Origin of the sequence: Mycobacterium sp. NPDC051804 (assembly GCF_044452905.1) — a bacterium.
In the GTDB taxonomy this organism is placed as follows: domain Bacteria; phylum Actinomycetota; class Actinomycetes; order Mycobacteriales; family Mycobacteriaceae; genus Mycobacterium.
Genome location: NZ_JBITCD010000005.1, coordinates 309,197 through 322,122, shown reverse-complemented (window position 1 = coordinate 322,122; position 12,926 = coordinate 309,197). Strand labels below are relative to the sequence as shown.

At 64.3% G+C, this 12,926-nt stretch carries 13 protein-coding genes; 7 read left to right on the top strand and 6 right to left on the bottom strand.

Annotation, left to right across the window (positions count from 1 at the left end; all coding sequences use genetic code 11):
* From ACIA48_RS21215 to ACIA48_RS21205, 3 genes are read right to left on the bottom strand one after another with little or no spacing between them, the layout of a single operon-like run.
* Positions 1-708: an alpha/beta fold hydrolase gene (locus tag ACIA48_RS21215; RefSeq protein ID WP_396735919.1), complete on the bottom strand. Its 708-nt coding sequence runs from the start codon at positions 706-708 to the stop codon at positions 1-3.
* Between the two features lie 26 nt (positions 709-734).
* Entirely contained in the window at positions 735-1,856 is a 1,122-nt protein-coding gene (locus ACIA48_RS21210; RefSeq protein WP_396735917.1) for an NAD(P)H-dependent flavin oxidoreductase, read from the bottom strand.
* Complete coding sequence (locus tag ACIA48_RS21205; RefSeq protein WP_396735914.1) at positions 1,857-3,545, bottom strand: acyl-CoA synthetase; 1,689 nt, start codon at positions 3,543-3,545, stop codon at positions 1,857-1,859.
* A gap of 99 nt (positions 3,546-3,644) precedes the next feature.
* Between ACIA48_RS21205 and ACIA48_RS21200 the strand changes: the two genes are divergently transcribed.
* Positions 3,645-4,376 (top strand): crotonase/enoyl-CoA hydratase family protein, encoded by a 732-nt coding sequence (locus ACIA48_RS21200; RefSeq protein ID WP_396736831.1) that lies wholly within the window; start codon positions 3,645-3,647, stop codon positions 4,374-4,376.
* A 192-nt stretch (positions 4,377-4,568) separates the two neighbouring features.
* On the opposite strand, the gene ACIA48_RS21195 is transcribed toward ACIA48_RS21200, so the two are convergent.
* The 3 genes from ACIA48_RS21195 to ACIA48_RS21185 all read right to left on the bottom strand — a co-directional run bounded on the left by ACIA48_RS21195 (position 4,569) and on the right by ACIA48_RS21185 (position 7,612).
* Positions 4,569-5,780 carry a cytochrome P450 gene (locus ACIA48_RS21195; RefSeq protein ID WP_396735911.1) on the bottom strand — a complete coding sequence of 404 codons (1,212 nt, stop codon included), beginning with the start codon at positions 5,778-5,780 and terminating at the stop codon, positions 4,569-4,571.
* Position 5,781: 1 nt separating this feature from the next.
* Positions 5,782-6,501 (bottom strand): acetoacetate decarboxylase family protein, encoded by a 720-nt coding sequence (locus ACIA48_RS21190; protein ID WP_396735908.1) that lies wholly within the window; start codon positions 6,499-6,501, stop codon positions 5,782-5,784.
* A gap of 79 nt (positions 6,502-6,580) precedes the next feature.
* Positions 6,581-7,612, bottom strand: coding sequence for an LLM class F420-dependent oxidoreductase (locus ACIA48_RS21185; RefSeq protein WP_396735905.1), 1,032 nt, complete (start codon positions 7,610-7,612; stop codon positions 6,581-6,583).
* A 58-nt stretch (positions 7,613-7,670) separates the two neighbouring features.
* Between ACIA48_RS21185 and ACIA48_RS21180 the strand changes: the two genes are divergently transcribed.
* From ACIA48_RS21180 to ACIA48_RS21155, 6 genes are read left to right on the top strand one after another with little or no spacing between them, the layout of a single operon-like run.
* Positions 7,671-8,669 carry a Zn-ribbon domain-containing OB-fold protein gene (locus ACIA48_RS21180; protein ID WP_396735902.1) on the top strand — a complete coding sequence of 333 codons (999 nt, stop codon included), beginning with the start codon at positions 7,671-7,673 and terminating at the stop codon, positions 8,667-8,669.
* Positions 8,670-8,683: 14 nt separating this feature from the next.
* Positions 8,684-9,742: a thiolase domain-containing protein gene (locus ACIA48_RS21175; RefSeq protein WP_396735899.1), complete on the top strand. Its 1,059-nt coding sequence runs from the start codon at positions 8,684-8,686 to the stop codon at positions 9,740-9,742.
* A gap of 2 nt (positions 9,743-9,744) precedes the next feature.
* On the top strand, positions 9,745-10,914 hold the full coding sequence (locus ACIA48_RS21170) for a thiolase domain-containing protein (RefSeq protein ID WP_396735896.1): 1,170 nt from the start codon (positions 9,745-9,747) through the stop codon (positions 10,912-10,914).
* A gap of 37 nt (positions 10,915-10,951) precedes the next feature.
* Positions 10,952-11,830 (top strand): TIGR03619 family F420-dependent LLM class oxidoreductase, encoded by an 879-nt coding sequence (locus ACIA48_RS21165; protein WP_396736829.1) that lies wholly within the window; start codon positions 10,952-10,954, stop codon positions 11,828-11,830.
* A gap of 3 nt (positions 11,831-11,833) precedes the next feature.
* Entirely contained in the window at positions 11,834-12,250 is a 417-nt protein-coding gene (locus ACIA48_RS21160; RefSeq protein WP_396735893.1) for a nuclear transport factor 2 family protein, read from the top strand.
* Positions 12,251-12,278: 28 nt separating this feature from the next.
* Positions 12,279-12,899: a hypothetical protein gene (locus tag ACIA48_RS21155; protein WP_396735890.1), complete on the top strand. Its 621-nt coding sequence runs from the start codon at positions 12,279-12,281 to the stop codon at positions 12,897-12,899.
* Positions 12,900-12,926 lie beyond the last annotated feature (27 nt).

Genomic DNA, 12,926 nt, shown 5'->3' with positions numbered 1-12,926 from the left:
TCAGCGCCCCGTCAACTGATTCAACAGCGCAGCAAGCATTCTCGGGCGTGAGTAGAACGGTGAGTGACTTCCGGGAATTTCTATGGGCTCGGCGTTGAGCCAGTCGCGTGAGATTCGCCTCGACCAATCGGGGTTTACCATCCGATCATCGCTGCACAAGACGTAGGTGGTGTCGACGGCGGGATACGCGGCCAAAGAGGACGGAAGCTTGTAGGGCGCCAGGGACTGCTGACGGAGCCGCATGAACGCTACGGATGCCGACGCTTCGTCGCAGTCACCGTAAAGATGGAAATGTGCTCGTTCTTTGTCGACCCATCCCCGTCGCCCTGCGGAATCCTTTTCACCGAGGCCCCGCTGATAGTCGACATTGAGCATTTCCGATTCCTCGGCCATCTGCTGCACGAATGGTTTCCCCGGAATCGGAGGGACCCCGCAGAGGTAGACAAGGCGTAGCAGTGGTCGCCGCCCTGCCACGATCGGGACGGTCTGTCCGCCCATCGAGTGGCCGACCAGCACTAGGTCCTCATCCGTGACGTCCTTCGTGGCGTCACACACCACGGTCGCGTAATCGTCGAAAGTCGCCCCGCTGTCCTCGATCGGGAGATCCATCGCGATCACCCGATGGCCCATGCCTTCCAGTTCGGGTGTCAGACGTTCCCAGCACCATGCTCCGTGCCACGCTCCGTGCACCAGGGCATAGGTCGCCATGTGCGAACGATACGCCTACGGATGGTTTAGCCCCCGCGAATGCCGTCGAGTCGCTTCGAAGCCTCGTCGAAACCGGAGACCAGCTCGGCGATGATGTCTGCGACGGGCCGGATTTCGTTCATCCGGCCGACGATCTGACCGACGGGCATCGCGACGGTGTCGGGATTGTCCGACTCGTTCATCCGCTGGTGTGCCTCGCTGACGAGGATGTTCTGCAGCGGCATCGGCAGCGGCTCGGGCGCATCGGGCGCATCCCAGGCGTCGGTCCACTTCGACTTCAACAGGCGCGCAGGCTTACCCGTGTAAATCCGGCGGCGCACGGTGTCGCTCGAGGTGGCCCGCAACAGGGCCTCCTGGATCGTCGACACACCCGACGGCTTGCGGTGGCCGAGGTCGTATTCGGCCGACGTCAGGAACGCCGAGCCCATCCACACCCCTTGTGCGCCGAGGGCAAGCGCCGCGGCAACCTGCCGACCGGTACCGATACCACCGGCCGCGAGCACCGGCGCCTTACCGTCAAGCGCGTCAACGATTTCCGGCCATAGCACCATCGAGCCGATCTCGCCGGTGTGTCCGCCCGCCTCGTGGCCCTGGGCCACGACGATGTCCACACCGTTCTCCACGTGGCGCTGAGCGTGCTTGGCGCTACCGGCCAGAGCCGCCACCGGCACACCGGCCGCGTGCACCTGATCGATCACGTCCTTCGGCGGTGAGCCAAGGGCGTTGGCGATCAGCTTGATCGGATGCTTGAGCGCCACGTCGACGTGCGAGCGAGCCACCGAATGCAGCCAGCCGAGCACGCCGGCGCTGCGCTCTTCGTCCTCGGGGAGCGGCGGAACACCAAGATCGGCAAGGGTTTTGTCGATGAAGTCGCGGTGGCTCTGCGGGATCAGCTTGCTGATATCGCTGGCCGTGCCCTCCTGCGGAATCTTGGCAGGCATCACGACGTCGACACCGTACGGCTTGCCGTCGGTGTTCTCGTCCATCCAGCACAGCACGTTCTCGAGGTCGTCGGCGTCGTTGAACCGCACGCAGCCGAGCACACCGAGACCGCCGGCCTTGCTGACGGCGGCCGCGACCTTCTCCGACGGCGTGAAGACGAATATCGGATATTCGATGCCGAAGCGGTCACACAGTTCGGTACGCATCTACGTCGACGACCCCACGTGATTGGCATGCGCGTCATCGGCCGGCCGCTCTTCGGTGGTGTCCTTGGCCCAGCGGTAGTCGGGCTTTCCCGCAGGCGTCCGGTGGATCTCGTCGACCCACCAAACCTTGCGCGGCACTTTGTAACCCGCGATCTCATTGCGGACGAACGCGTCGAGTTCGGCCAGCGTCGGATTGGTGCCCGGCCGACGGTGGATGACCGCCGCGACGCAGTTGCCGTAGCGCTCGTCGGGGACGCCGACGACCAGCGCGTCGAACACGTCCGGATGACCCTTGAGCGCGGCCTCGACCTCTTCTGGGTAGATCTTTTCGCCGCCGCTGTTGATCGACTGCGATCCGCGGCCGAGCATCGTCACGCTGCCGTCCTCGTCGACCTCCGCGAAGTCACCCGGAATCGCATAGCGGACACCGTTGAAGGTCTTGAACGTCTCGGCGGTCTTCTTCTCGTCCTTGTAGTAGCCGACCGGGATGTTGCCCTTCTTGGCGATCATGCCGCGCACTCCGGAGCCTGGCTTGACCTCGTTGCCGTCCTCATCGAGAACGACGGTGCGGTGGTCGATGGTCACCCGCGGACCGCCGGTGTGCGACTGGCCCTTCGCCACGATGCTGGTGCCGCCGAAGCCGGTTTCCGACGAACCGATCGAGTCGGTGATCACCCGGTTGGGCAGCAGTTCGAGGAACTTCTCCTTGATGCTCGTCGAGAACAACGCGGCAGTACTGGCGAGCAGGAACAGACTCGACAGGTCGGGTTCGTTGCCCGCGTCGTGCAGCTTGGTCAGCGCGTCGAGCAGCGGACGGGCCATCGCATCGCCGGTGAAGAACAGCAGGTTCACCTTGTGCTTCTCGATGGTCGCCCACACTTCGTCGGCGTCGAACTCCGGTGCCAGCACGGTGGTCTGGCCCGAGAAGATCGACATCCAGGTGGCCGACTGGGTGGCGCCGTGGATCATCGGCGGGATCGGGTGGCGGACCATCGGCGGGTTTTCTGCGGCGGCTTTGGCCAGGTCGTATTCGTCCTTGACGAACTCGCCCGTCGCAAAGTCGGTGCCGCCGAACAACACTCGGTAGATGTCCTCATGGCGCCACATCACGCCCTTGGGGAATCCGGTCGTGCCGCCGGTGTAGAGCAGATAGATGTCATCGGCACTGCGCTCGCCGAAGTCCCGCTCCGGCGATGCCTGCTCGAGCGCGGAGTAGAACTCGACACCGCCGTAGCGCTGGTAGTCGTCGTCGCTGCCGTCCTCGACTGACAGGACGGTCGTGACGTTCGGCGTCTCGGGCAGCACGTTGGCGACCCGGTCGGCGTAGCGGCGCTCGTGCACCAGCGCGACCATGTCCGAGTTCTCGAACAGGTACTTCAGCTCGCCCTCGACATAGCGGTAGTTGATGTTGACGAGGATGGCGCCCGCCTTGACGATGCCCAGCATCGCGATGACGATCTCGATGCGGTTGCGGCAGTACAGACCGACCTTGTCGTCCTTCTTCACACCCTGGTCGCGGAGGTAGTGCGCCAGGCGATTGGCCTTCTCCTCCAACTGGGCGTAGGTCAGCTGTTCGTCGCCGGAAATGAGGGCGACACGGTCTGGCACGGCGTCGATGGCGTGCTCGGCAAGATCAGCGATGTTCAGGGCCACGGCACCTAAACTAGAACGTGTTACATTTCCAGACAAGTCTGTGGCATCGACGCTGGAAGGCGGACCCCTGTGAGCGACCATCAAAACGGCCCCGACGCCCTCGTTGAGCAGCGCGGACACACTTTGATCGTCACCATGAACCGGCCGGAGAAGCGCAACGCACTTTCCACCGAGATGCTCTCGATCATGGTGGACGCCTGGGACCGCGTCGACAGTGATCCGGAGATCCGTACCTGCGTCCTGACCGGCGCGGGCGGCTACTTCTGCTCGGGGATGGACCTCAAGAAGGCCGACCAGCAGTCGCCCGGCGACAGCTTCAAGGGTGGCTTCGACCCGACGCGCATCGACGGACTGCTCAAGGGCCGCCGCCTGACCAAGCCGTTGATCGCGGCCGTCGAGGGCCCGGCCATTGCCGGCGGGACCGAGATCCTGCAGGGCACCGACATCCGGGTCGCGGGCGAGAGCGCCAAGTTCGGCGTCTCGGAGGCCAAGTGGAGCCTGTACCCGATGGGCGGCTCCGCGGTCCGTCTGGTGCGTCAGATCCCCTACACGATCGCCTGCGACATCCTGCTGACGGGACGGCACCTCACCGCCGCTGAGGCCAAGGAGATCGGGCTGATCGGCTACGTTGTGCCGGACGGTTCGGCGCTGGACAAGGCGCTGGAGATCGCCGAGGTGATCAACAACAATGGTCCGCTCGCCGTGCAGGCCATCCTGAAGACGATTCGCGAGACCGAGGGTATGCACGAGAACGACGCCTTCAAGCCGGACACCCAGAACGGCATTCCCGTGTTCCTCTCCGAGGACTCCAAAGAGGGGCCCAAGGCGTTCCTGGAGAAGCGCAAGCCCAACTGGAAGATGAAGTAACCCCGCCGAGCGTGCGTGTTCCCCGCGCTTCGCGGTGGGCCCAGAGGGCAACACGCCGTTGATTGGCCGGACTCTACGCACGCTCACGAGTAGACGTACGCGACGGCCGTCGGCACTGGGCACGACGAGCGTGCGCGGAATCGGGTTTTTGCGCGGTGTGTCGCCGTCAGACACGCACGCTCGCCAAGGCCGCTAGGCGAGGGGCTTCGACGGGGTGAACGTCACCGGCATAGCCTCCAGGCCGCTGACGAAGTTGGCCGGCCGCAGCGGAAGCACAGCGTCGGATGCCAACTGCAGATCAGGCAGGCGCTTCAGAACCGCGCCGATCATGTTGATCAGCTCGATCCTGGCCAGCTGGTTGCCGAGACAGAAATGCGTGCCGAAGCCGAATGCCAAATGGCTGTTGGGATCTCGCTGGATGTTGAAGTTTTCGGGATCACCGAATTGGGCCTCGTCGAAGTTCGCCGACTCGAACATCAGCAGCATCTTCTCGCCCTTGCGCAGCTGCGCTCCGTGAAACTCGGTATCGGCGGTGATCGTGCGCGCCATGTTCTTCAACGGCGAGGTCCAGCGAAGCATCTCCTCGATGGCTACGGGGACAAGGTCGGGGTTCTTCTGCAACAGCTCCCACTGCTCAGGGTGGCGGATGAGTTGTTCGATCCCGCCGGAGATGGTGTGGCGCGTCGTCTCGTCGCCGCCAACAAGGATGAGCAGAGTTTCCTGCAGGATGTCGTTGTCGGACAACCGTTGGCCATCGACCTCGGCATGCACCAGGACGCTGATCAGGTCCTCGGTCGGCTCTGCTCGACGCTGTTCGATCTTGTCCATCGTGTAGTTGTTGTATGCCATGAAGGCATCCAAGGTGACCTGCATATCAGCCTCGGACACAGTGGAACTCAGGCCTTCCATCATGTCGTCAGACCACTTGAGGAACAGTTCTCGTTCTTCAGGAAGCACCCCGAGCATGTCGCCGATCACCGCCATCGGCAGCGGCGCGGCGATGTCTTTGACGAAGTCGCACTCACCCTTTTCGCAGACCCGGTCGATGAGGTAATCACACAGCGAGCTGATCGAATCGCCTTGAACCTTCAACCGCTTCCGCGTGAAGCCGGCATTGACGAGCTTGCGGCGCAGAAGATGTTCCGGATCATCCATGTCGATCATCATCGGCAGCGCGTCTTGATCGGGACGGATACCGCCGGCGTTCGAGAACAACTCGGGGTTTCGCTCCGCGTCGATCACGGCCTCGTAGGTTGTCGCCGCAGCCAATCCGTTGCGGTCCCGGAACACCGGCTCGTTGGCGCGCATCCACTTGTACGCGTCGCGGGATGCGGGCCGGTCGGCGTAGAACCCGCCGTCGGCAAGGTCCACGTCAGGTTTCGTCGATACCGTCGGCGCCACCATGTCAAACCTCCTGCGCGTCTGCGAATGTCATCTCAACGTTGCCCGCCGATCCGGAGACCATCGCGCGTTTGGGGAAGCCTAGCGAGGCCAGTTCTTTCGCGTAGGGATGTTCGCCGAGCCGAACCTTCGCACCACCCGGGCGGTAGCGCACATCCGTCGACCTCATCACCCCGACGGTCTCGCGCAGCACTCCATCGCGATAAGCGTAGGTGGGCGGGTCCTGCGGCTTCGAGGTGAATGCCGCCGGCACCCGTAGTCCGCGTTTGAAATCCATGCCGATCGCAAATTGGCCGTCGATCGTCACATCGAACGAGTACGTATGTCCGTCGCGAATCGTGAAGTCGGCCATCACCTTTGGGTAACCCCAAATCTTCGTACCGGCCTCGAGCGTGAACTCCTGATCGACGGGAAGGTGATGGATGAATGCACCCGCGGACTGCAGCGCGCGCGGACCCTTCGCCTCGGAACCCGGCGGGTTGACCATGACGTTGGTGCCGTACTCGTAATACTGACCGAGATCGCCGTCGATGTAATGCATCAACATCAGCGCGACTACCGCTTTCCCCGGCAGGTAGCGGCAGACCTGCAAACCGCTGTAGTCGATCATCGCTTGGGCGGCGTCGGCGTCGACCGAGAACATCGCCACGTGCTGTTCGGCCTTGCGGATCTCCACCGGCATGGTGAGCACGGTGCCCGCGATCGTGTGCTGGCTAGCAGTCATCGGGTCAATCTAGAACGCGGACTAGACAACTAGCAAGGAAGTGTCTACTCGGGTTGGATCGGCGGCTCGCCGCCGAGGTCTACACCTGTGCGGCGAGATCCCTGATCTGCTCGACCGAGCGCGCGCCGACGACCATCATCGTCACTCCGGCGGCCTCCCACGCCTTGATCTGTTCCTGCACGTAGGCCAGGTCACCCACGATCGCCGAGTCGTCGACGAGCTCGTCGGGGATGATCTTCGCCGCCTCGTCCTTGCGGTCGGTGCGGAACAGTTTGGTGACGTCGTCGACGACCTCGGCGTAGCCCATCCGGCGGTAGACGTCGGCATGGAAGTTGGTGTCCTCCGCGCCCATCCCGCCCATGTAGAGCGCCAGGTGCGGCTTCATCAACTCCATGATCTCGGCCCGGTCGTCGGTGACGACCACCTGGGCGGTCGCGCAGATCTCGAACGTCTCGCGGGTCCGCCGTGCCCCCGGCCGCGCGAATCCCTCGTCGAGCCACTCGTTGTACATGCCCGCGATGCGCGGCGAGTAGAAGATCGGCAGCCAGCCGTCGCAGATCTCGGCGGCCAGCGCGACGTTCTTCGGGCCCTCGGCGCCGAGCATGATCGGAATGTCGGCACGCAGAGGGTGGGTGATCGGCTTGAGATTCTTGCCAAGGCCGGTGGTGCCCTCGCCGGTCAGCGGCAGCGGGTAGTGCGGCCCGTCGCTGCGCACCGGCGCCTCGCGCGCCCAGACCTGACGCATGATGTCGATGTATTCGCGGGTGCGGGCCAGCGGCTTGGGAAACTTCGCGCCGTACCAGCCCTCGACGACCTGCGGCCCGGACACCCCGAGACCGACGATGTGCCGGCCGCCGGACAGGTGGTCCAGCGTCAGAGCGGCCATCGCGCACGCGGTCGGGGTTCGCGCCGAGAGTTGCAGCACCGACGTGCCCAATCGCATCTTCGTCGTCTCGCGGCCCCACCAGGCCAGGGGCGTGTAGGCGTCTGATCCCCAAGCCTCCGCGGTGAACACCGTGTCGAACCCGGCTTCCTCGGCCGCTGCCACGAGTTCGGCATGGTTCTCCGGCGGCTGTGCGCCCCAGTATCCGAGCTGCAATCCAAGCTTCATTAGCCCGCCTTTCGACCCATGGTTGAAACTATTATTAGAACCTGTTCTACTCGATGCCGTGACCACAGGCCAAAGCAGCCCGGTGCAGATCGACAAGCATGAGCGGCCTCTCTCAGCGCCGCTGAGGCTCTCATTCGACTACACCCGTTCAGTCGGACCACTCCTGTCCCAGTTCTTCACCGCCCTGCGCGAGCGACGGATCGTCGGTGTGCGCGGTTCGGATGGGCGGGTTCACGTGCCGCCCGCTGAGTATGACCCCGTGACCTACGACGCTCTGACCGAGGTTGTTCCGGTCAGCAGCGTCGGCACCGTCGTCTCGTGGACCTGGCAATCCACCCCGCTGGAGGGTCAGCCGCTGGACAAGCCGTTCGCGTGGGCGCTGATCAAGCTCGACGGCGCCGACACCCCATTGCTGCATGCGGTCAACGCCGCATCGTCTGACGAGCTCAGCACCGGGACGCGGGTGCACGCGCATTGGATCGATGAGCCGGTCGGCGCGATCACCGATATCGCGTATTTCGTGGCGGGTGACGAAGAAGAGGCAGTCGAGCCCTCCTCAGATTCCGACGACCGCGAGCCGGTCAAGATCCAGGTGACGCCGTCGGCGATCGAGATCCAGCACACGGCATCGCTGCCCGAGAGCAAGTTCCTGCGCGCGCTCGAGGAGGGCAAGCTGCTCGCGGCGCGCACCGGGGACAACGGCAAGGTCTACTTCCCGCCCAAGGAAGCCGATCCGGCCACCGGCCAGGAGCTCGACCAGTTCCTCGAACTCGAGGACAAGGGCACCGTCACCACCTACGCGATCATCAACATCCCGTTCCCGGGACAACGGATCAAGCCGCCCTACGTTGCGGCCTATGTGCTGCTCGACGGCGCCGACATCCCGTTCCTGCATCTGGTCACCGAGATCGATCCGGCGGATGTCCGGATGGGCATGCGGGTGCAAGCGGTGTGGAAGCCCCGCGAGGAGTGGGGCCTGGGCATCGACAACATCGACTACTTCCGGCCGACGGACGAGCCCGACGCCGACTACGAGTCCTACCGGCACCACCTGTAAAGGGACACAAACACATGACTGACATTGCAGTGGTGGGCTTCGCGCACGCGCCCCACGTTCGCCGTACCGACGGCACCACCAACGGCGTCGAGATGCTGATGCCGTGTTTCCACAAGCTCTATGACGAGCTCGGACTGCAGCAGACCGACATCGGCTTCTGGTGCTCCGGATCCTCGGATTACCTTGCCGGCCGCGCGTTCTCGTTCATCTCGGCGATCGACTCGATCGGTGCGGTGCCGCCGATCAACGAAAGCCACGTCGAGATGGACGCGGCATGGGCGCTGTACGAGGCCTACATCAAGCTGCTGACCGGCCAGGTGGAGACCGCGCTGGTCTACGGCTTCGGTAAGTCCTCGGCGGGCACGTTGCGCCGGGTGCTGGCGATGCAGACCGACCCGTACACCGTTGCGCCGCTGTGGCCGGACTCGGTGTCGATGGCCGGTCTGCAGGCGCGGGCGGGTCTGGACGCGGGCAAGTGGACCGCCGAGCAGATGGCTCAGGTGGCGCTGGATTCCTACGCCGCCGGCGGCCGCACCGACAAAGAAGAGGTCACCGGCAGCATCGACGAGTTGTTGTCGCGCCCGTTCTTCGCCGACCCGCTGCGCCGTCACGACATCGCCCCGATCACCGACGGCGCGTCGGCCATCGTGCTGGCCGCCGGCGACAAAGCCAAGGAAATGCGCGAGAACCCGGCCTGGATAACGGGTTTCGAGCATCGCATCGAGACACCGGTCCTCGGCGCGCGTGATCTGACCACCTCACCGTCGACGGCAGCGTCGGCCAAGGTCGCGACCGGCGGAGACGCCGGTTCGATCGACGTGGCGGAGATCTACGCACCGTTCACCCACCAGCAGCTGATCCTGAAAGAAGCGATCGGGCTGACGGACAATACGAAGGTGAACCCCTCGGGTGGCGCGCTGGCTGCCAACCCGATGTTCTCGGCAGGCCTGGAGCGCATCGGCTTCGCCGCACAGCACATCTTCAACGGCTCCGCGCAGCGGGTGCTGGCCCACGCGACCAGCGGCCCTGCGCTGCAACAGAATCTGGTTGCCGTTCTGGAAGGGAAGAACTAGAAATGGCGGGCCAACTCGCAGCGGTGCTGGGCACCGGGCAGACGAAGTACGTCGCCAAGCGCCACGACGTGTCGATGAACGGCTTGGTTCGCGAGGCCATCGACCGAGCGCTGGAGGATTCCGGTTCGACGTTCGACGACATCGACGCCGTGGTGGTGGGCAAGGCGCCCGACTTCTTCGAGGGCGTGATGATGCCCGAACTGTTCATGGCGGACGCCACCGGCGCGACGAACAAGCCGCTGATCCGGGTGCACACCGCCGGTTCGGTTGGCGGCTCGACCGCCATCGTCGCGGCCAGCCTCGTGCAGTCCGGCAAGTACAAGCGCGTGCTGACGATGGCGTGGGAAAAGCAGTCCGAGTCGAACGCCATGTGGGCGTTGAGCATTCCGGTGCCGTTCACCAAGCCCGTCGGTGCGGGTGCGGGCGGATACTTCGCTCCGCACATCCGCGCATATATCCGTCGCTCGGGAGCACCCAACCACATCGGCGCGATCGTCGCCGTGAAGGATCGCCGCAACGGCGCCAAGAACCCGTTGGCGCATCTGCACCAGCCCGACATCACCGTCGAAAAGGTGATGGAGTCCCCGATGCTGTGGGACCCGATCCGCTACGACGAGACCTGCCCGTCGTCGGACGGTGCGGCGGCCATGGTGATCGGCAATGAGGAAGCGGCAGAAGCGCATATCGCCAACGGCCATCCGGTCGCGTGGATTCACGCCACGTCACTGCGGACCGAACCGCTTGCCTACGCGGGCCGCGATCAGGTCAACCCACAGGCCAGTCGCGACGCCGCCGCTGCCCTGTGGAAAGCGGCCGGCATCACGAGCCCCATCGATGAGATCGACGCCGCCGAGGTGTACGTCCCGTTCTCCTGGTACGAGCCGATGTGGTTGGAAAGCCTGGGCTTTGCGGCCGAGGGCGAAGGGTGGAAGCTCACCGAGGCCGGCGAGACCGAGATCACCGGCAAGATCCCGTTGAATGCCTCCGGCGGTGTGCTGTCGTCTAATCCGATCGGCGCGTCGGGCATGATCCGGTTCGCCGAGTCGGCCATTCAGGTGATGGGCAAGGCGGGCGACCACCAGGTTCCCAACGCACGTAAAGCCCTAGGTCACGCGTATGGCGGTGGCGCGCAGTACTACTCGATGTGGGTCGTTGGGGCTGACAAACCATGACGCGACCGACGAGCGCTTGCGCGAGGAGACATGGATGATGCAGTACACCATCAGCATCGCGTTCAGCCCACTCGACCAGCTGATCGAAATCGCCAAGGCGGCCGAAGAACTCGGCTTCGACAGCATCGCGCTGCCGGACTCGATTTTCTATTTCGAGAAGCAGTCCGTCGACTATCCCTACACTGCCGACGGCAAGCGGATGTTCGACGAGAACTCGCCGTGGGTCGACCCGTTGATCCTCGCGGGTGCGTTGGGTGCGGTGACCTCGAAGCTGCGCTTCTACACCAACGTGATGAAGCTCGGTTCGCGGAATCCACTGCTCCTGGCCCGACAGGTCGGGTCGGTGGCGAACCTCACCAACAACCGGTTCGGATTCGGCGTCGGGATCGGCTGGGCTCCAGAGGAATTCGAGTGGTGCGGGGTTCCCTACGCGAAGCGCGGCAAGCGAGTCGACGAGATGATCGACATCATCAAGCTGGTGCTCGCCGGCGGCATGGTCGAACACCACGGCGAGTTCTACGACTTCGATCGGCTGCAGATGAGCCCGGCACCGTCGAAGCCCATACCGTTCTACGTCGGCGGGCACACCGATGTCGCGCTGAAGCGCGCCGTCCGGATCGGCGACGGCTGGACCAGCGCGATGATGACGTGCGACCAGCTGGCCGAGACGATCGCCAAGCTGAAGACACTGCTTGCTGAAAACGGCCGTGCCGACGACCCGTTCGAATACCAGGCCGTGTGTATCGACAAGTTCGGTGTCGACGGCCACCGCGACCTGGTCGCGGCGGGTGTCACCGACTACATCGGGATTCCGTGGGTGTTCGAGGGGCTCGCCTTCGACGCCCCGGTGGACAAGAAGATCGATTCGATGAAGCGGTTCGCCGAGACGTACATCCACTCGGGCTGGCAGGACTGAGCCGTGACCGTCACGGATCCGAACGCACCGGTCCACTTGGCGGGTAAACGCTCACGTGAGGCAGCGATCGCCCACGATAAAGACGCGTGGCTGGCGAATTTCGCCGACGATGCGATCGTCGAGGATCCGATCGGACCGTCGCACTTCGACCCCGACGGTACGGGCCACCGCGGCAAGGAAGCGATCGCGCTGTTCTACGACAAGGCGATCGCGTCCAGCGACCTGACCTTCCATTTCGAGAAGACATATCAGTGCGGCAACGAGGAAGCCAATGTCGGTCACATCGTGATCAGGGCCGCAGGCTACGAGGTGAAGGCCGAGGGCATCTTCACGTACCGCGTGAACGACGAGGGCAAGATCGTTGCGCTGCGGGCGTTCTGGGAAGTCGACAAAGCGACGGCGAGCGCACGAAAGATCTGACGCCACGGCACTGTGGCACCGTGGACGTATGAGATCCAGAACGACCATCGCATTGGCAACGTTGATGTGCGCGGCAGCGATCGGGTGCGATTCCTCCGGCACTACCCCCACCGGCACCGTTCCGGGTCTGCCTGCGTCGACGACCTCATCGTCATCGGCCGCTCCGACCACGACCAGCGAGGCCAACAACCAGGTCGACTACAGCCGGTTGCTCCTTCAGCCTGCGGACCTCAGCGACGATGAGGACACCTTCACCGAGCAGTCGAGCACACCGTCCGGTCCGGACGGATTGCCCGGTGCCAGTGCTCTGTTCGTCAACCAGGACGACACCAGGGCCATCTCCAGCACGATCGTGATCTATCCGGACGCCGACACCGCGGCCAACACGTTGCAGGCGGCCCTGCCCACGATCGGCAATACGATCACCGGCGCGACCCCACGACCGGTTGCCGTCGGCAGCAACGGCACCATGGCCGTCGGCATGTCGAAAGACGGCAGCAAGGCGGCCACGCTGCTGCTATTCACCGAGGGTCCCGCGCTGGTGCGCCTGGAATTCCAGAGCGCGCCGGGCGACGTCACGACCGATGAGTTCGTGATCAATGTCGGCAAGATGCAGCAGATCGCGCTGAGGACCGGGTTGCCTAGGTAGTGCGGCGCCGAGGACCCGCCGAATGCA